This is a genomic window from Streptomyces sp. NPDC059371 (assembly GCF_042751995.1).
GTDB lineage: Bacteria > Actinomycetota > Actinomycetes > Streptomycetales > Streptomycetaceae > Streptomyces.
The window spans coordinates 201,244-218,884 of the sequence record NZ_JBHYXD010000001.1 but is presented as its reverse complement, the minus strand read 5'-3'; the positions used below and the strand labels follow the sequence as shown (position 1 = coordinate 218,884).

Genomic DNA, 17,641 nt, shown 5'->3' with positions numbered 1-17,641 from the left:
CCGGCTCAGTGCGCGGTCCAGCCCCCGTCCAGTGCCAGCGATGTTCCGGTCATGAAGGCCGCCTGCGGTCCGCAGAGGTAGGCCACCGCCTCCGCGACCTCCTCCGGCTCGATGAGCCGCTTGACCGCGCTGTCCCGCAGCATGACCTCGGTCAGGACGCGCTCTTGGGGAATGCCGTGCGTGCGCGCCTGATCGGCCAGTTGTTTCTCGACGAGTGCGGTGCGCACATAGGCGGGGTTCACACAGTTCGAGGTGACTCCGTGGGGCGCGCCTTCCAGGGCCGCGGTCTTCGAGAGCCCTTCGAGTCCGTGTTTCGCGGCGACGTACGCCGACTTGAACGCCGAGGCGCGCAGGCCGTGGACCGAGGAGACATTGACGATGCGGCCCCAGCCCTGCCCGTACATATGAGGCAGGGCGCCGCGGATGAGCCGGAACGGCGCTTCCAGCATCACGGTCAGCACCGTGCGGAAGACGTCGGGCGGGAATTCCTCGATGGGGCGGACCAGTTGCAGTCCGGCGTTGTTCACGAGGACGTCGGTGCCGGCCGCGGCCTGTTCCGCCGCGTCGAGGTCGGTGAGGTCGAGGACGTGCGGCTCGACCGTCCCGGCCAGGCCCTGCGTCCGCTCGGCCAGGAATTCCAGACCCTCGGCGTCCCGGTCCACCGCTCTCACCTTGGCGCCGGCGGCGGCGAGCCGCAGCGCGCAGGCGCGGCCGATACCGCTCGCGGCTCCGGTGACGAGGGCGGTGCGTCCGCCGAGGTCGAGGTTGAAGGCGTGGGGGCCCGGAAGGGCGCTGGGCGCGGTCATGCCTCGACCCTAGGCAGCGCCCAGATCCCGTCCGATGTGGTCAGCGCACACACTTCACCTTCAGGTCATGGGCTCGAACCATGTGGGTTCGTCGAGCAGCGCCTGCTTGATCCGGACGAGCGCGTAGTCGTCCAGTTTCGGCAGCGCGTTCACGGCGAACCAGCCGACCTGGAGCGACTCGTCGTCGTTGACGCGGGCTTCACCGCCGACGGCACGGCAGCGGAGCGTGGTGTCCATGAACTGGCAGACATCGCCGTTGGGGAAGGTCACCTGTCCCCCGGCCTGGATCATCACGACGCGTTCGACCTCGACGTGGACGGCCGTCTCCTCGTACACCTCGCGCACCGCGCAGGCGGCGGGCTGCTCCCCCGGCTCGGGGATGCCGGAGATCAGCGCCCATTTGTGGCTGTCCGAGCGCTGGCCGAGCAGGATCCTGCCCTCGTCGTCGAAGACCACGACACTGACGCCGGGGAGCCAGAGGAGCTGGTGGCCGGCGAAGGCCCGGATCTCGCGGATGAAGTCGGGAGTAGGCATGCCCCGACCCTATCCGCGCGACTCCGGCGCCCCGCGCGCAGGCGGACGGCAGGTGCCGCCTGCGCCTTCCGTCGTGATCGACCGGACAGATCCTGGCTAGGCGCCGGTGTCGCGCCGCGAGCGGAGCGCCGTCGTGGCGGCCCAGCCGAGGCCGCCCGCCGCGACGAGCACCAGGATGATCTCGGGGACGATGCCGAGCTTGGTGGCCGGGGTCTCGGAGGAACGCAGCGGAACCTTCTGGACCAGCGAGTCGGCGACGAACATCCCGGTCCGCCGGGTGATCTTCCCGTCGGGCATGATCACGGCGCTGACACCGCTCGTCACGGGCACCGTGACCGTGCGGCTGTGCTCGACGGCGCGGACGCGGGACATCGCGAGCTGCTGGTAGGTCATCTCGCTGCGGTCGAAGGTCGCGTTGTTGCTGGGCACCGAGATGATCTGCGCGCCGTCGGTGACGGTGCTGCGCACGGCCCAGTCGAACGCCGCCTCGTAGCAGGTGACGAGCCCGACGCCGGTGCCGTTCATCGTGAACACACCCGGCTCCGAGCCGCGGCTGAAGTCCTGGCGGACCATGCTGGTCCAGTTCTTGTTGATGGCGTTGAGCACCGGACGCAGCGGAAGGTACTCGCCGAACGGCTGGACCTGCCGCTTGTCGTAGGTGTCCACCGGGCCCTTCTCCGGGTCCCACAGGATCTGCTCGTTGTAGAGCTTGCCGTCCCGCTCGACGACAGCGCCGACGGAGACGGGGGCGCCGATCGCCTTGGCCGCCTGGTCGATCACGATGCTCGCGTCGGAGTTGGCGAAGGGGTCGATGTCGGAGGAGTTCTCCGGCCACAGCACCAGGTCGGGCTTGGCGACCTTGCCCGCCTTGACCTCGGCGGCCAGGCGCTCGGTCTCGCGCACGTGGTGGTCGAGGACGGCGCGCCGCTGGGCGTTGAAGTCGAGTCCCGCGCGCGGGACGTTGCCCTGGATGACCGCGACCGTCGCGGTGCCGTCCTCGGCCTTGTCGCTGACGAGCATCCGCGCGGCGAGCGCTCCGACGACGGGGACGGCGACGCCGATCAGGGCCACGACGGCCGCGCCGCGGCGCAGGACACCGGTGGCGCGCCGTTCGACGGCGAGGCGGACGATCTCGCAGAGCCCGAAGCCGCACAGCACGACACCGAAGCCGAGGACCGGGGTGCCACCGACCGCGGCGAGCGGCAGGAAGACACCGTCGGCCTGTCCGAACGCGATCTTCCCCCAGGGGAAGCCGCCGAAGGGTGCACGCGCGCGTGCCGCCTCTCCGGCGATCCAGAGGGCGGCCGCCCACAGCGGCCACCCGGGCAGCCGGGAGACGAAGGTGATCCCCGCGCCGACCAGCGCGACGTAGACGGCCTCCACCGCGACGAGCGCGAGCCAGGGCCCGGAGCCGACCTCGACGCCGGTCCAGACCAACAGCGGGAGCAGGAATCCGAGGCCGAAGAGATAGCCGAGGCCGAGTCCGGCCTTCCAGGAGCGACCGCGCAGGATCCAGCCGAAGACCGCGAAGGCCGGCAGGGCGAGCCACCACAGGGTCCGTGGCGGGAAGCTGACGTACAGCAGCACTCCGGAGAGCGCGGCGGCGGCGGCCGGAAGGAGGCGACGGACCAGGGCGGACCCGCGCGAGGCGGGCGCGACCTGGGGTTCGAGCTGTTCCGGCTCGTCTACGGTGGTTGCGGTGGCGGTCACTTGGGGAGTGTACGGCGCCTGACCTGGGCGCGGACAGCTCGGTCCGCTGGGTCCCGGTGGGCGGGACACCCCTTGACAGCTCACCTCGTACGGACCTGCCGCAACGTTCCTGCACAACGGTCCCCAAACGGGCGCATCACCCGTTACGGTGTGGCCGAGCCTCTGACGTGCGGCCTGATGCGGTGACGGCGTCCGGGGCGGGCACAGTCGGGGGGCGACGGGGGTGGGTTCCGCGGGGATGACGTCCACGGCCGAAGAGGTGGCCACGGGCGAAAGACGCAGCGCGTCGGACGTCGTCGGCATGGTCGTACTCGTGGCCTGCGCCGCCTGGTCGCTGATCACGGCGGCGGCACACGAGGGCAGGCCCGAAGGCATGCTGCTCGCGGTGCTCGCCGTGACGGCGGGCTACGCCGCGGGGCGCATCTCCGGGGCGCTCCTGCCGGTGGCCGCCCCCTGCGCCGCGGCGGCGGCCGGACTCGGCCTCGCGATCGCCACGCCCGGCCCGCAGATCAGCCTGCAGCTCGGTCACACCGGTGCCACGGCCGCCCTGCTCACCCTCTCCTGCGGCGCCGCGTGCTGCGCGGCCTGGGCCGCGCGCGCCTCCGCCCTGCGGTTCACGCTGCGTCTGGCGGCCGCCGGGACCGCGGTGACGGCGGCACTCCTCGGATCCACCACCGGGGTCGTCACCTGCACCGGGGTCCTGCTCTGTTCCCTCGCCACCGCGCGGGTACGCCGCCGGGCCCTCGGCCTCACGGGGTTCGCGGCCGGCACGGCTCTGGTGACGGGGGCGACCTGGGCGATCGGCGAGGACGCGCTGCCGGGCGGACTGACCGCCTCCCTGGAGGGACTGCTCACCGAGCACCGCATCCTGCTCTGGCACGACGCCCTGCGCATGGCCCGTGCCGACCCCGGGCTGGGCGTCGGGCCGGGCCGCTACGGACCGCTCAGTCCGACGGTCGCCCAGTCCCTGCTGCCCGACGGCAAACCCCACTCCGCACCCTTGCAGCAGGCCGCCGAGCAGGGGCTGACCGGAGTGGCCCTGCTCGCGGCGGCGTTCTGCTGGGTCCTGTACGCGCTTCTGCGCTCGCCGCGCACCACGCCGATCGTGCTGACGGCGGGCGCGGCCCTGACGGCGGTGGCCGCGATAGCGTCGATCGGCAACGCGCTGAGCTTCATGACGGTGACCGCGGGTGCGGGACTGCTGGCCGGGTTCGCGACCGCGCGGCCGCTCGCCCCGGCGGCGCCGGACGGCGTGCGGGCCGGGGCCGGCGGCTCGACGGTCACTTCGCTGGGTGAGTGATCCCCGGGGCGTGCACTCCGGCGGTCACCCCGATACGTGCCTGACGCCCGGACAGGCTCTCAGCGCGCCACGCGGGTCGTGTCCGGACGCAGCCGGCCGCGGATGATCCGGACCGCCGCCTCGGCGTTGTCCACGGTGATCGTGAACGTGTGGCCGTCACCCAGGCGCAGCACCATGCCCTCGCCGCGCCGCACGATGACGGCGGTTCCCTGCTCAGGCCTCCAGCGATACCCCCAGCCGCCCCACTGACGCGGGGTGACCTGGGGTGCGAAGTCGGCGCCGACGACCGTGGAGAGCGGGATGCGACGGCGCGGCAGCCCCATGTGGCCGCAGCGCACCTCCAGACAGTCCTCGTCCACCCGCACGGCGACGTGTACGAAGGCGAGCGTGCCGAAGAGAATGAGCAGTCCGGCGGCGATGCATCCGACGACGGACATGACCAGCGGTGCCGTTCCCGACGTCCCGCCGGAGCTGACGGCCAGTTCGATCCCGAGTGCCAGACAGGCCACGCCGCCCAGGGCGGGCAGCCACTGGACACGGTTCCTCGCACGCCCGGTCCAGATCGCCGGGTGCGGGGAGGTTTCGCCGTGGGGGTGGTCCCTCATGCCCATGAGAGTACTCAGATTCCGCTCTGCGGGCACCGGGTCGCGGAGCGTCACTCCGCCGGGTGGACGAGGGTCCCACCGAAGGTGTCCCCGTGGTGACCGAACGTGCCCGTGGAGCGGGTGTCCGCCTGTGTTCCACGGGTGTCCAGGGCCGGACATCCCCAAACGGGGACGGCGCCGGGATCGTGCGGCGAGGTGATGTGAGGGCGCGGTTCCGTCGCTCAGCGTGCGGGGCTGACCGCCGACAGGATGCGGCCTTCCTCGTAGGTGAGCGCCGTGGCGGGCAGCGCGCCCTCGCGGCCGCCCTGAAGCACGATGACCGTGGAGTCCGCGGGGGCTCCGGGGTCCGGCAGCTCGCCGATGCGGCGCAGCGCCTGGGCGGCGACCGCTCCGGCGGAACCGTGCAGCACGAGCGGCGGGTGGCCGGGGCGCTGCACGGCGGCGCGGATGCGCTCGGCGACGAGCTCGTAGTGGGTGCATCCCAGGACGACGGCCGTCACGTCCTCGGGGGTGTGCGCCGCGGCCGCCTCGATCGCCGCGTCGATGGCCGCCTGGTCGGCGTGCTCGACGGCGGCCGCGAGGCCGGGACAGGCCACCTCGGTGACCGCCACTCCGGCGGCGAACTCCTCGATCAGTCCGCGCTGGTACGGGCTGCCCGTGGTGGCGGGCGTGGCCCAGATCGCGACGGGTCCGCCGCCCGCGGCGGCCGGCTTGATGGCCGGAACGGTGCCGATGACGGGCACCTCCGGTTCGAGACGGGCGCGCAGGGCGGGCAGGGCGCGTACGGAAGCGGTGTTGCAGGCGACGATCAGGGCGTCGGGCCGGTGCAGCGCGGCGGCCTCGGCGACGGCGAGGGCACGCGCGGTGACGTCTTCCGGTGTGCGGGGTCCCCAGGGCATGCTGCCGGGGTCGGAGGAGAGGACGAGATCGGCGTCGGGCCGCAGTCGACGCACCGCGGCGGCAGCAGCGAGCAGTCCGATTCCGGAGTCCATGAGCGCGATCTTCACCCGGTCACCATAGACGATCCGTGTTGACGGGCGACCTCGGTGGGGCAGACTGCGGCGGGTGAGCGCCCTCCTGTGGATCGCCGTCGGATCACTGGCAGCGTGGCTGTGGCTGCTGCTCGGCCAGGGCTTCTTCTGGCGTACGGACGTACGGCTGCCCGCCTGCCGTGAACCGTCGGACTGGCCCACTGTCTGCATCGTGGTGCCGGCCCGGGACGAGGCCGCCGTCCTGCCGGACAGCCTTCCCTCTCTCCTCGCCCAGGACTACCCGGGGCGGGCCGAGATCTTCCTCGTCGACGACGGCAGCTCGGACGGCACGGGCGAGGTGGCCCGTGCGCTGGCGCGCCGGCACGGCGGGCTGCCGCTCACCGTCGGCTCACCGGGTGAGCCGCCTGCCGGCTGGACGGGCAAGCTGTGGGCCGTGCGCCACGGCATCGGCCTCGCCCGCGCGCGGGACCCCGAATTCCTCCTGCTGACCGACGCGGACATCGCGCACGCCCCGGACAGCCTGCGGCTCCTGGTGGCGGCGGCGCGCACGGGTGGCTTCGACCTCGTCTCGCAGATGGCGCGGCTGCGGGTGGAGAGCCTGTGGGAGCGGCTCGTCGTGCCCGCCTTCGTCTACTTCTTCGCACAGCTCTACCCCTTCCGCCGCATCGCCGTGAAGGGCTCGCGGACGGCGGCCGCTGCGGGCGGATGCGTCCTGCTGCGCGCGGACACCGCCGAGCGGGCACGGATCCCGGACGCGATCCGGCATGCCGTCATCGACGACGTGGCGCTCGCCCGTGCCGTCAAGGGGAGCGGCGGCCACATCTGGCTGGGCCTGGCGGAGCGGGTGGACAGTGTGCGCCCCTATCCGCGACTGCGAGATCTGTGGCGCATGGTCTCGCGCAGCGCGTACGCCCAACTGCGGCACAGCCCTCTGCTGCTGGCGGGGACGGTAGCCGGGCTCGCCGTGGTGTACCTGGTGCCGCCGGTCGCCCTGGTGGCGGGCCTCGTCGCCGGGAGCGCGTGGGCGGCCGCCGCCGGGGGACTCGCCTGGCTGGTGATGACGGCGACCTACGTACCGATGCTCCGGTACTACCGGCAGCCCCTGGCGCTCGCTCCCCTGCTGCCGGTCACCGCGTTCCTCTATCTCCTCATGACGGTCGATTCGGCCGTGCAGCACTACAGGGGGCGCGGCGCGGCCTGGAAGGGCCGCACCTACACGCGCCCCGGCGCCGCCCTGGACGAGAGCTGAGGACGGGTCATTTCCGGCCGGGCGTCCAATTCATGCCCCAGCCGTACACGTGGTCGACGGTGCGCTGCGGACTCACCCCGCGCGCGGGTACCAGGTAGCGGGCCTCGCGCTGGACGACGAGGTCGGCGCCGTTGCCGGTGATGAGGGCGAGCGCGCAGACGGTGGAGGGCACCGTGCACTCGTCGAGCGAGAAGTCGATGGGCGCGCCGTTCTGCGGCTGGAGGGTGACCGTGGCGTGCAGATCGGCGAAGGAGCGCGCGCCTTCGTAGATGGTCACGAAGATGAGGATGCGCCGGAAGCTCTGCTTCTGATCGAGGTTGATGGTCAGGTTCTCGCCGCTGGTCACGGCCCCGGTTCGGTCGTCACCGTCGAGATGTATGAACGGCGGCTGGTGCAGGGCCCCGAAGGCGTTGCCGAGCGCCTGTACGACTCCCTTGCGGCCGTCGGACAGTTCGTACAGCGCGCACAGGTCGAGGTCGAGGTCCGCGTGCATGGCGACGGCCCGGCCGCGTTTGCTGCCCCAGCCCGAGAACTGCTTGCGCACCTCCCAGTTGAGGTTCACGCGCATGGTGCCGCCCGTGCCGCCCTGTTTGGAGAGGGAGACCGAGGGCGCTTCCTTGGTCAGCGTGACCTTGGAGAGGCGGACGGGCGCCGGAGGGGCCACGGGCGGCCGGGGGGCCACGGGTGGCGGCACGGTCACGGGCGGAGCGACCGGCGGCGGCACGGTGACCGGGGGTGCGACGGGGGTCGGGGGGCCCTGTACGAGGGTGGCGGGCCCCTGCGGCGCGGCGGCGGGAGGCGCCGCTCGCTGCGGCTCGTCCACCGTGATGCCGTAGTCGGTGGCCAGCCCTTCGAGGCCGCTTCCGTAGCCCTGTCCGACGGCGCGGAACTTCCAGGCGCCCTGGCGCCGGTAGAACTCGCCCAGGACGAAGGCGGTCTCCACGGTCGCGTCGGCGCTGTCGAAGCGGGCGATCTCCGTGCCGGCCCGTGCGTCGAGCACCCGGATGTACAGGCCGGGTACGCGCCCGAAGGAGCCGCCGTCGGACGAGGCGGCCAGGACCACCTTCTCGACGACGGGTTCCACGCGCGCGAGGTCGACGGACAGCGAGTCGGTCACCTGGCCGGCGTCGTTCCGCTTGCCCTCGTGGCGCACGGCGCCCGAGGAGTGCGCCGGCTGGTTGTAGAAGACGAAGTCGCCGTCCGAACGGACCTTTCCGGCCACCAGCAGAAGGGCGGACGCATCGACGTCGGGCACCCCCTGTCCTGAACGCCACCCCAATTCCACCCTGAGTGCGCTCGTCGGGACAGGAACATTAGATCCCTTAGGCATTGACATGTACGCCCCCATCACGTGTCTTCGCGCCGGTGCGAGTCCCGAACGGACCCCCGGCTCCGTTCCCGCCAAACCTAATCCCCAGGTCCGCCGACTCCCATGGCTCTCGCAGGAAGATCCTGGTCAACCGCCGGTAACCCGTCCGAGGCTGGGCCTTTACACGATCTCAACCATCTTTGACGTCCTTTTTTGCCAAGTTCGCTCGCATTGGGGATCCCACGTCACCACGGGCACCGAAAAACAACCCTCTTATCGGTCTCCCCAACCAGCACATCGTGGGCTTAACTTATGTGCCATGACCTCCCCCCGCTCCACCTATGGCGGCGGTTACTACTCCGCCTTCCCTGACACCCCGATCTACGACTCCCTCGTCGCCGAGCGGGGTACCCCTCAGATCGCCCCGATCCGGGTCCCTTCCGCCTACGACTCGGGCATGAGCAACAACCTCCCGGCACTGCCGTCCGCGCTCCCCGCGCTGCCGGCCGGCCCCTCTTCCTACGGCTACCAGCAGGCCCAGCAGCCCTCTCCGCTGCAGCAGGCTCCCGCGCCGTACATCCCGCAGCAGGCCGCGCCCCGGGGTTATCCCAGCCCCCAGCCGCAGCAGCCCCGCCCGATGGCGGCCCCCTCGGGCTTCGAGGCCATGCGCCCCGCGGCTCCCCGGCCCGCCCCCGCTCCGTACCAGGACCCGTACAACGGTCAGCAGTACCGCGGGTACTGACCACCCCTGACCGGATTGTCGGTGCTTCCTGGCACCATGGCGGTCATGGGGAACGCGGTACTGCACTCGATTCACGTCCATCCGGTCAAAGCCTTCCGGAGCACGTCGCTCCAGGAGGCCGAGGTCGAGCCCTGGGGGCTGACCGGAGACCGACGCTGGGTCCTGATCGACGACGGGGGAAAGGTCGTCACGCAACGCGAGCAGCCGCGTCTGGCGCTGGCCGCCGCCGAGACACTCTCCGGCGGCGGCCTCCGTCTCTCCGCCGAGAACCGCGAGCCGGTGACGGTGCCCGTGCCCGAACCCATCGGCACGACCACGGTGGAGATCTTCGGCGACAAGGTGGAAGCCGTCCTCGCCGACGCCGCCGCGCACGACTGGTGCAGCCGTTACGTGGGTGCCGACATGCGCCTCGCCCACATGGACGATCCGGCCGTCCGCCGGCCCGTCGACCCTGAGTTCGCCCTGCCGGGCGAGACCGTCAGCTTCGCCGACGGCTATCCGCTGCTCGTCACCACTCTCGGATCGCTGGACGCGCTCAACTCCTTGATCGCGCGGGGAGACCGGGCCGAGGAGGGCCCGGTGCCGATGAGCCGCTTCCGGCCGAACGTGGTCGTCTCGGGCACCGATGCCTGGGCCGAGGACGACTGGTCGCGGATCGCCATCGGTGGCGTCACGTTCCGGGTCACCAAGATGTGCGGCCGTTGCATCGTGACCACGACCGACCAGGACACCGCCCGGCGCGGCAAGGAACCGCTGCGTACTCTCGCCCGGCACCGGCGCTTCGGCGGAAAGGCGATGTTCGGGCAGAACCTGGTGCCCGAGAACCGCGGCTCCGTGCGGGTCGGCGACCCGGTCACGGTCCTGGCGTAGCCCGCCCGATGACATCCCGCCAGAAGCCCGGCCGCCGGGAACCCTACGGCCGGGCGGGATCGTTGAGTCTTCGGGAGATGTTCATGAAGGGCCCTGGGGGAGGGTGATGTCGGCCTCTCTTCCCGGACCTCGCGCTTGAACGGCTCCGCTGCTGGACATCACGGAGGCGGAAGGGGGTGCGGGACGGTGCGCGCGATCATCGGTCTCTGGCGCTGGCGGCGCAATCCGCTGCGCCGTACGACAGATCTCGTGGAGGCCTGGCTGGCCCTGGCCGCGCTCCTGCTCGTGCTGTTCGCGGCGCCCCTCGCCGGAGTGGCCGTCGGCGCCTCGGTGCAGGGGACGCTGCAGAAGGCCGTGCGGGACCAGCGCAAGGACCGGCACCATGTGGCGGCCGTCGTCGTCAGGAAGCTGTCGCGGGGCCCGCTGGCCCCCGACCCCGAGACCCCGTCGGGACGGGACGCCCACAGCCGTGTCGTGGCCGACTGGACCTCGCCCGACGGCACCCCGCGGCGCGGCACGGTGATCGCCGACCTCAGGTCGCCGCGGCCGGGCGACCGGTTCTCGATCTGGACCGACCGGCACGGCCGAATAATGGGCCGCCCGCTGGACCGTGCCACCGCGACCGCTCACTCCGCTCTGGCCGGATTCGGTGCCGCGGTGCTGTCGGCCGGACTGCTGGAAGGCGGCAGGCGGTTGATCCTGTGGCACATGATCCGCCGGCGTCACACCCGATGGGACCGGGCCTGGGCCAAGGCGGGTCCCGACTGGGGCAAGGCAGACACCGGCAGCTGACGGCCTTGCCGCTCCGGTCAACCGGGCGCCCCCACGCACGCTACGGTGGACCGGCCGAACTGTTCGGCACCGTCGTGAGAGGCTGTCCGGCAGGGACCGGGATCCCGACCGACGGGGCATCAGCACGGCCTCGCAGGTCCCGCGTACGACGAGGTGGGGGCACGACAGCGCCATGGCACAGGGCACGGTCCAGGTGACGCACACCGGAACCTCGCGGTGGCGGCGCCGCACGGGTGAGTACGTTTCGCTGGCCGCCGCCCTGGAGGCCGCGGCCGACGGTGACGTGCTGACCATCGCTCCCGGCACCTACCGGGAGAATCTGGTGGTGGAGCGCGCGGTGACACTGCGCGGCCCCGAGGGCTCCCCCGGCTCCGTCCGCATCGCGCCGATCGACGGCGTGGCACTGACCGTGCGCGCCTCGGCCGTCGTCCAGGACCTGCATCTGGAGGGCCAGGACTCGGCCTCGCCCGCCCTGCTCGTCGAAGAGGGCACACCCGAACTGCTGGACATACGGATCGTCACACGTTCCGCGGCCGGGATCGAGGTCCGCGGGGGTGCCCGCCCGACCGTGCGCCGCTGCACCGTCGACAATCCGGCGGGCGTCGCCATCGCCGTACTGGACGGCGGAGGCGGGGTGTTCGAGGAGTGCGAGGTCGTGGCCGCCGGTCAGTCGGGGGTCGTGGTCCGCGGGGGCGCGCGTCCGCGCTTCGAGCGCTGCCGAGTACACAACACTTCCGGTCCGGGGCTGTCGGCCACCGGCGAGAACTCCTTGCTGGAGGCGGTGGGTTGCGAGGTGTACGAGGTCAAGGGCTCCGGGGTGCAGATCACCGCCCGGGCCACGGCCCACCTCACGGACTGCGATGTGCACCGGACGACCGCGGACGGCGTCACCCTCGACACCGACGCCGTGCTCACCCTCGCCGACTGCCGCATCCACGACATCCCGGAGAACGCGGTCGACCTGCGCTCGCGCTCGGTGCTCACCCTGACCCGCACGAGCGTGCGGCAGTTCGGACGCAACGGCCTGTCGGTCTGGGACCCGGGCACGCGCGTCGACGCCAACCAGTGCGAGATCTTCGACAGCACGGGCGACTACCCCGCGGTGTGGGTGAGCGACGGAGCGACCGCCGTCCTGGACTCGTGCCGGGTGCACGACGTGCCGGACGCGCTGTTCGTCCTCGACCGGGGCTCGCGCGCGGACGTCGTCGACTGCGACATCTCCCAGGTGCGCAACACCGCGGTGTCGGTGAGCGACGGAGCGACCGCGCAACTCGACGACTGCCGCATCCGGGACGCGGCCACCGGAGCCTGGTTCCGCGACCACGGCAGCGGCGGCACGCTGTCCGGCTGCATCATCGACGGCACACAGACCGGCGTGATCGTCACCAAGGGCGCCGATCCGGCCTTCGAGCGCTGCACGGTCACCTCCCCCGCCGAGGCGGGCTTCTATGTCTCGGCGGACGGCCGGGGCAGCTTCACGCACTGCCGGGTGGCGGACAGCGGGGGCTACGGCTTCCACGTGATCGACGGCTGCCGGTCGACCCTGCGAAAGTGCCGTACGGAGCGATGCGCGCGCGGGGGCTACGAATTCGCCGACGCGGGCTCGGCCCCCGGCTCGGGTCCCGTCGTCGAGGACTGCGCGAGCGACGAGAGCGCGTCGCCGCGTACCCCGGCGCACGAGGCGGCGGTCGAGACCTCGGCTTCGTCCGTGAGTCTGCTGGGGACGGTCCCCGGCCAGCGCAGCACCGAGCGGGAACCGGTCGTCACCGGCACGGAGCCCGCTGCTCCGGCCCGCGGATCGACGATCGTCCTCGGTGAACTCGACACACTGGTGGGCCTGGACAACGTCAAACGCGAGGTGCGCGCCCTCACCGACATGATCGAGGTGGGCCGGCGCCGGCAGCAGGCGGGCCTCAAGGCGGCTTCCGCACGGCGCCATCTCGTCTTCACCGGTTCCCCCGGTACCGGCAAGACCACCGTCGCCCGGCTGTACGGCGAGATCCTGGCCTCGCTGGGCGTGCTGGAGCGGGGACATCTGGTCGAGGTGTCCCGGGTGGATCTGGTCGGTGAGCACATCGGATCGACCGCGATCCGCACCCAGGAGGCGTTCGACCGGGCGCGCGGCGGCGTGCTGTTCATCGACGAGGCGTACGCGCTGTCCCCGGAGGACTCGGGCCGCGACTTCGGGCGTGAGGCCATCGACACGCTGGTGAAACTGATGGAGGACCACCGGGAGGCGGTGGTGGTGATCGTCGCCGGGTACACCGCGGAGATGGAGCGGTTCCTGTCGGTCAACCCCGGGGTGGCGTCCCGCTTCTCACGGACGATCACCTTCAACGACTACATCCCCACCGAATTGCTGCGGATCGTCGAGCAACAGGCCGAGGAACACGAGTACCGGCTGGGTCCGGGCGCGCCCGAGGCGGTCCTGAAGTACTTCACCTCCGTCCCGAGAGGGCCCGCCTTCGGCAACGGCCGCACGGCACGGCAGACGTTCGAGGCGATGGTGGAGCGGCACGCGGGCCGGGTCGCCAAGCTGGACGAGCCGAGCACGGACGATCTGACGCTGCTCTACGCGGAGGATCTGCCGGACCTGCCCTGAGCGCATCGGGGCCGGTCCGGCACACCCGTCCGCCAGGCCCCCTAGAGGGGTCGCTGGCCCGGGACCTCGGGCAGCAGCCGCTCCAGCAGGAGTTCCCGCTCGGCGGCGAAGACCGGGTCCGCCTGGTAGTCGGAGTGACCGAGAACCGGCGCGGGCAGCGGCTGCCGGTCGGTGCGCCCGTAGGCGAGCGGGTCCTTCAGGGGCTCGTGGTCGACTTCGGGGCCGCAGTCGCCGGGCAGCCGGACGGGTCCGCCGATCGGGTCGGTGCGCCGGTACAGATTGCGCCAGCTGGCGACGTCACGGTGCAGCGAGGCCAGCGCGGCGGGGCCGAAATGGGCCGGGAACCAGCGTCCGTACAGGCGCTCCAGCGGTGAGCCATAGGTGAGCAGCGCGATCCGCCCCCGTACCGAGGGCTTGAGCTGCCAGGCCGCGGCGGCCGCCAGCACGCTGCCCTGGGAGTGTCCGGAGAGCACCAGGCGTCCGCCGGTCGCCCGGGTCCAGGTGGCCATCCGCCAGGTGAGGTCCGGCACCGCGCGCTCGGCGTAGCAGGGCGGCGCGAAGGGGTGGGCGGCGCGCGGCCAGAAGGTGCCGACGTCCCACAGGATGCCGATGGTGCGGCGGGCGGCCGGGTCCTTGTAGGCGCGCCGACCCCAGGTGACGAAGAGGATGAAACCGAGGCCGATGAGCCAGGAGCCGAGGGCCTGCGCGGTCTCGGCCGCGCCGTGGACGAAGCCGTTCGCCCCCCGGGCCGCCTCGCTCGGGGTGTCACCGGTGGCGAGGGCCCCGGCCAGGGCACAGGCCCCGAGCAGCAGGGTCACGGACGACAGGACCCCGATCATGAGCGGCGCCCGGTCGGTGAGAGCGGCCATCGCGCGGGTGCTCGCGATGCGGCGGGTACGGGCGGAGTCCCTGGGCTCGCCCGCGTACTCGCGCTCGACGGCGCTCATCTCGCGGCGGCGCAGCCGCCAGGTGCGCCGGGCGAGCAGGACGACGAGGCTCAGCAGGACGACGAGCAGCGGCGGGATCGCGGAAGCCTGCCAGGTCAGCAGGACGGGCGGCCCGGGGATCGAGTGGCGGGTTCCGTCGAGCCAGTCGGCGACCCGCTGGGACACGCCTCCGGACATCACACCGCCGAGCGCGCAGCCGAGCATGGCGACGGCGGGTCCGGCGAAGCCGCGCATCGCGGTGCGCGGGCCGGGGGCGCCGTCCGCTGTCCGGCCGGGATCCACGACCTGGGGAGCCGTGCGGTACAGAGCGCGAGCGACCACGCACAGTGCGATCACGAGCAGGCCCTGTACGAGAGTGAGGCCGCCGAACGTGGCGTCGCCCGCCAGCCGCCCCGACGACTGCCAGTGGGGCCGCGACCAGCCGGCGTACACCAGGGTGAGGACGAGCAGGGCGACCGCGCCCAGTGGCAGCCGGCGCACGAGCGCCAGGTCGCGTCCGTGGTCGATCCGGTTCTCGCTGCGGCCGCGACGGCAGACCACCCACAGCACAACGGCCCCGCCCGCCACGAGCGTTGCGTTCAGCAGTCCGCCCAGCGTCTCCAGTACGGCGGACCCGCCCGGGGCGCGGTCGTGGTGGGCGGCCGGGGAGCCGACGGCCGCGGCGACGGTCAGGAACCCCGCGGCGGTGTGCGCGGCACGCAGCCGGGCGACCAGGCGGCGCCCGTACCAGAAGCCGGGGCGGCCGAGTCCCGTGCCGTCGGTCTCATCGTCGGCCTCGGCCGCGCGGGCCAGCGGCCGCTGCGACTCGTACGCGCTCCACGTGCGGTGGGAGAGATACCACAGGAGCGTGGTGAGCGCCGCGGGCACGAGTGCGGCCAGGGCGAGGCGGCGGCCGGGACGGCTCCACCAGCCGGCGTCGGGCCGGTCCGGGGAGAGGAACCCGAGCCAGGAGTGGTTGCGCACACACAGCCGGGTTCCCGCGCACTGCCAGGCGGCCAGATCGAGGGCGACCTCGCAGGCGGCGGCGACCAGCAGCACCGTGAGGGTGAGTCCGGCCAGACGCACGAGCAGCCCGTACAGGCGCACCGTCCTCCCGTGACCGTGCGAGGCGGGACGCATCCAGTGCGCGAGGTTGACCACCATGAAGGGCAGGAGGAGGAGCCACAGGGCACGGGCTCCGTCGCCGGACGTGAGGTTGCACCACACGTACGCCTCACGCACCGGCCCGCCGCGGGGGTCGCCGGGGCGCTCCTCGGCGTCGGTGTCGTCGGCACGCCGGAAGACGGCAGCCGTCGCGTCACCGGTGATCCGCACCGTCCGCGGATCGTTCAGCATCTCCTCCGGCGTGGTGCCACCGACGCCGTGGACCAGGAGTTCCAGGGCTGTACCGGCTGCTTCGGGCCGCTGTGCGGGGCTGCCGGGCTCCCCGTCGACGGCTTGTTCCCGTGCACGTTCCACTGTTCCGCACTTCCCCGTGCCACGCGTGTCTCAGGTGTCATGTGCAGGCACAGGCTCTCGCGCTCCGGTCGTCGTGCGCACCCGAAGGCACCAAATCTCCCCGATACGTGTGAACGCCGCGGCACAGGAGGTGCACAGCGGGCGCCCGGGCAGTGGCGCGACCGAGGGTGCGCCGTGCAAGGATGGGGCGTCCTCCAGACCTCGGGCAAGGAGAATGTCCACGTGGGAGTGGGTTCGGGCGGAGTGTCGGGCAGGCAGCGACGAAAGGAGCGGTCGTGAGTGAGAATCAGAACCTCCTCGCGGAGCAGCGTCGCGCTCTGATCCTCGACGAGGTACGTCGCCGCGGTGGCGTCCGCGTGAACGAGCTGACGCGAAGACTCGGTGTCTCCGACATGACGGTCCGCCGTGACCTCGACGCGCTGGCCCGTCAGGGTGTCGTCGAGAAGGTGCACGGCGGCGCGGTGCCCGTGGTCGAGGCGAGCACGCACGAGCCGGGTTTCGAGGCCAAGTCGGGGCTGGAGCTGACCGCCAAGGAGGACATCGCGCGGACCGCGGCCGAGCTGGTCGCGGCGGGCTCGGCGATCGCGCTCTCCGGTGGTACGACGACGTACGCGCTGGCTCATCATCTGGTGGACGTCCCGGACCTGACCGTGGTCACCAACTCGGTACGTGTGGCTGACGTGTTCCACTCCGCGCAGCGCACCTCCGGCCAGCGTCAGGGGGCCGCGACCGTGGTCCTGACCGGCGGGGTGCGCACGCCGTCCGACTCGCTCGTCGGGCCGGTCGCCGATCAGGCCATCGCGGCCCTGCACTTCGACGTCCTCTTCCTCGGTGTGCACGGCATATCGGCGGAGGCGGGGCTGTCGACGCCGAACCTCGCGGAGGCGGAGACCAACCGGCGGCTCGTGCAGTCCGCGCGACGGGTCGTCGTGGTGGCGGACCACACCAAGTGGGGCACGGTGGGCCTCAGTTCGTTCGCCGCGCTGGACCAGGTCGACACGCTGGTGACCGACGGCGGCATGCCCGCCGAGGCGCGCGCGGAGATCTCGGAGCACCTGCGCCTGGTGGTGGCCGGTGAACCCGAGGACGATACAGACATCTGACGGTCCGCCAGCTAGGGTGACGCTGCCCGCGCCGCCGGTCGCGGCGTGGGTGCCGTCCGTGGCGCGGGCCGTCACGGGCGTTCCGTACCGGTGGGGGCCAAGTTCCGCTTGTTGCAAGGGGGTTCGCGCATGGCACGTCGACTGCGCCCGGTGGGATCCGACTTCGTCCGGACCGCTCCGCTGCGGCTGGTGTTCGCGCGGGAGGTCGCCGCTTCTCCCGTGGCCGTCTTCGCCGCGCTCGCCGAGGACGTGTCCGGCTGGAGCGAGTGGTTCTCGGCGGTGACCCTCGTCCGGCCCGCCGCCGACGGCACGGGGCGCGAGGTGCGGCTGCGCGGCGGAACCCGTTTCGAGGAGACCATACTGGTCAGCGAGGCTCCCGAGGTGTACACGTACCGGGCGGACGCCACGAACGCGCCGGGGCTCCGCGCCCTGGTCGAGGAGTGGCGGCTGACGCCCGCGGGCAAGGGGACGCGCGTGCAGTGGACCTTCGCCGCCGACGGAACCGGCTTGTTCCGGGCGGCACTGACCGTGGGGCGGAGTGGCCTGGGCCGTGCCTTCCGCGACGCGGTGACCACGCTGGACCGTCGGCTCTCGTCGACGCCCGCCTGAAACCGCCGGGGCC

At 72.4% G+C, this 17,641-nt stretch carries 15 protein-coding genes; 8 read left to right on the top strand and 7 right to left on the bottom strand.

From position 1 onward, the window contains the following. Positions 1 to 5: 5 nt before the first annotated feature. From ACFXGX_RS00985 to lnt, 3 genes are all read right to left on the bottom strand, one after another. Complete coding sequence (locus ACFXGX_RS00985) at positions 6 to 806, bottom strand: 3-hydroxybutyrate dehydrogenase (protein WP_384783286.1); 801 nt, start codon at positions 804 to 806, stop codon at positions 6 to 8. A 60-nt stretch (positions 807 to 866) separates the two neighbouring features. Then, the gene (locus ACFXGX_RS00980; protein ID WP_384783284.1) at positions 867 to 1,340 is read right to left on the bottom strand and encodes an NUDIX domain-containing protein; all 474 of its coding nucleotides are present in this window, start codon (positions 1,338 to 1,340) and stop codon (positions 867 to 869) included. A gap of 96 nt (positions 1,341 to 1,436) precedes the next feature. Continuing rightward, complete coding sequence (lnt, locus tag ACFXGX_RS00975) at positions 1,437 to 3,050, bottom strand: apolipoprotein N-acyltransferase (RefSeq protein ID WP_384783282.1); 1,614 nt, start codon at positions 3,048 to 3,050, stop codon at positions 1,437 to 1,439. Positions 3,051 to 3,288: 238 nt separating this feature from the next. Here lnt and ACFXGX_RS00970 point away from each other — a divergent pair, with 238 nt between their 5' ends. Beyond that, positions 3,289 to 4,350 carry an O-antigen ligase family protein gene (locus ACFXGX_RS00970; protein ID WP_384783280.1) on the top strand — a complete coding sequence of 354 codons (1,062 nt, stop codon included), beginning with the start codon at positions 3,289 to 3,291 and terminating at the stop codon, positions 4,348 to 4,350. A gap of 59 nt (positions 4,351 to 4,409) precedes the next feature. Here the strand turns inward: ACFXGX_RS00970 and ACFXGX_RS00965 are convergent, their stop codons facing one another. Together ACFXGX_RS00965 and ACFXGX_RS00960 are read right to left on the bottom strand one after the other, a co-directional pair. Next, positions 4,410 to 4,955, bottom strand: coding sequence for a hypothetical protein (locus tag ACFXGX_RS00965; protein WP_384783278.1), 546 nt, complete (start codon positions 4,953 to 4,955; stop codon positions 4,410 to 4,412). 221 nt (positions 4,956 to 5,176) lie between these two features. Continuing rightward, the gene (locus ACFXGX_RS00960; RefSeq protein WP_384783276.1) at positions 5,177 to 5,962 is read right to left on the bottom strand and encodes a glutamate racemase; all 786 of its coding nucleotides are present in this window, start codon (positions 5,960 to 5,962) and stop codon (positions 5,177 to 5,179) included. 58 nt (positions 5,963 to 6,020) lie between these two features. Between ACFXGX_RS00960 and ACFXGX_RS00955 the strand changes: the two genes are divergently transcribed. Next, entirely contained in the window at positions 6,021 to 7,196 is a 1,176-nt protein-coding gene (locus tag ACFXGX_RS00955; protein ID WP_384783274.1) for a glycosyltransferase, read from the top strand. 7 nt (positions 7,197 to 7,203) lie between these two features. On the opposite strand, the gene ACFXGX_RS00950 is transcribed toward ACFXGX_RS00955, so the two are convergent. After that, on the bottom strand, positions 7,204 to 8,532 hold the full coding sequence (locus ACFXGX_RS00950; protein WP_384783272.1) for a TerD family protein: 1,329 nt from the start codon (positions 8,530 to 8,532) through the stop codon (positions 7,204 to 7,206). Positions 8,533 to 8,824: 292 nt separating this feature from the next. Here ACFXGX_RS00950 and ACFXGX_RS00945 point away from each other — a divergent pair, with 292 nt between their 5' ends. The 4 genes from ACFXGX_RS00945 (at position 8,825) to ACFXGX_RS00930 (ending at position 13,511) form a co-directional block, all read left to right on the top strand. Next, positions 8,825 to 9,247: a DUF6643 family protein gene (locus tag ACFXGX_RS00945; protein ID WP_384783270.1), complete on the top strand. Its 423-nt coding sequence runs from the start codon at positions 8,825 to 8,827 to the stop codon at positions 9,245 to 9,247. A gap of 45 nt (positions 9,248 to 9,292) precedes the next feature. Further along, the gene (locus ACFXGX_RS00940; RefSeq protein ID WP_384783268.1) at positions 9,293 to 10,117 is read left to right on the top strand and encodes an MOSC domain-containing protein; all 825 of its coding nucleotides are present in this window, start codon (positions 9,293 to 9,295) and stop codon (positions 10,115 to 10,117) included. 186 nt (positions 10,118 to 10,303) lie between these two features. Next, a complete protein-coding gene (locus ACFXGX_RS00935) occupies positions 10,304 to 10,909 on the top strand; it encodes a hypothetical protein (protein ID WP_384783266.1) in 606 nt (201 codons plus the stop codon). Between the two features lie 172 nt (positions 10,910 to 11,081). Beyond that, positions 11,082 to 13,511: a right-handed parallel beta-helix repeat-containing protein gene (locus ACFXGX_RS00930; protein ID WP_384783264.1), complete on the top strand. Its 2,430-nt coding sequence runs from the start codon at positions 11,082 to 11,084 to the stop codon at positions 13,509 to 13,511. A gap of 41 nt (positions 13,512 to 13,552) precedes the next feature. On the opposite strand, the gene ACFXGX_RS00925 is transcribed toward ACFXGX_RS00930, so the two are convergent. Beyond that, a complete protein-coding gene (locus tag ACFXGX_RS00925; protein ID WP_384783262.1) occupies positions 13,553 to 15,916 on the bottom strand; it encodes a hypothetical protein in 2,364 nt (787 codons plus the stop codon). Positions 15,917 to 16,191: 275 nt separating this feature from the next. Here ACFXGX_RS00925 and ACFXGX_RS00920 point away from each other — a divergent pair, with 275 nt between their 5' ends. Then, the gene (locus tag ACFXGX_RS00920; RefSeq protein WP_384783260.1) at positions 16,192 to 17,019 is read left to right on the top strand and encodes a DeoR/GlpR family DNA-binding transcription regulator; all 828 of its coding nucleotides are present in this window, start codon (positions 16,192 to 16,194) and stop codon (positions 17,017 to 17,019) included. A 129-nt stretch (positions 17,020 to 17,148) separates the two neighbouring features. Then, on the top strand, positions 17,149 to 17,628 hold the full coding sequence (locus ACFXGX_RS00915; protein ID WP_384783258.1) for an SRPBCC family protein: 480 nt from the start codon (positions 17,149 to 17,151) through the stop codon (positions 17,626 to 17,628). Positions 17,629 to 17,641: the final 13 nt, after the last annotated feature.

Excerpts from the sequence above, each read along its gene's own strand:
- ACFXGX_RS00965 (WP_384783278.1), bottom strand. The coding sequence starts at position 4,955 with ATGAGGGACCACCCCCACGGCGAAACCTCCCCGCACCCGGCGATCTGG.
- ACFXGX_RS00980 (WP_384783284.1), bottom strand. The coding sequence starts at position 1,340 with ATGCCTACTCCCGACTTCATCCGCGAGATCCGGGCCTTCGCCGGCCAC.
- ACFXGX_RS00970 (WP_384783280.1), top strand. The coding sequence starts at position 3,289 with ATGACGTCCACGGCCGAAGAGGTGGCCACGGGCGAAAGACGCAGCGCG.
- ACFXGX_RS00950 (WP_384783272.1), bottom strand. The coding sequence starts at position 8,532 with ATGTCAATGCCTAAGGGATCTAATGTTCCTGTCCCGACGAGCGCACTC.
- ACFXGX_RS00985 (WP_384783286.1), bottom strand. The coding sequence starts at position 806 with ATGACCGCGCCCAGCGCCCTTCCGGGCCCCCACGCCTTCAACCTCGAC.
- ACFXGX_RS00945 (WP_384783270.1), top strand. The coding sequence starts at position 8,825 with ATGACCTCCCCCCGCTCCACCTATGGCGGCGGTTACTACTCCGCCTTC.
- ACFXGX_RS00930 (WP_384783264.1), top strand. The coding sequence starts at position 11,082 with ATGGCACAGGGCACGGTCCAGGTGACGCACACCGGAACCTCGCGGTGG.
- ACFXGX_RS00915 (WP_384783258.1), top strand. The coding sequence starts at position 17,149 with ATGGCACGTCGACTGCGCCCGGTGGGATCCGACTTCGTCCGGACCGCT.
- ACFXGX_RS00940 (WP_384783268.1), top strand. The coding sequence starts at position 9,293 with ATGGGGAACGCGGTACTGCACTCGATTCACGTCCATCCGGTCAAAGCC.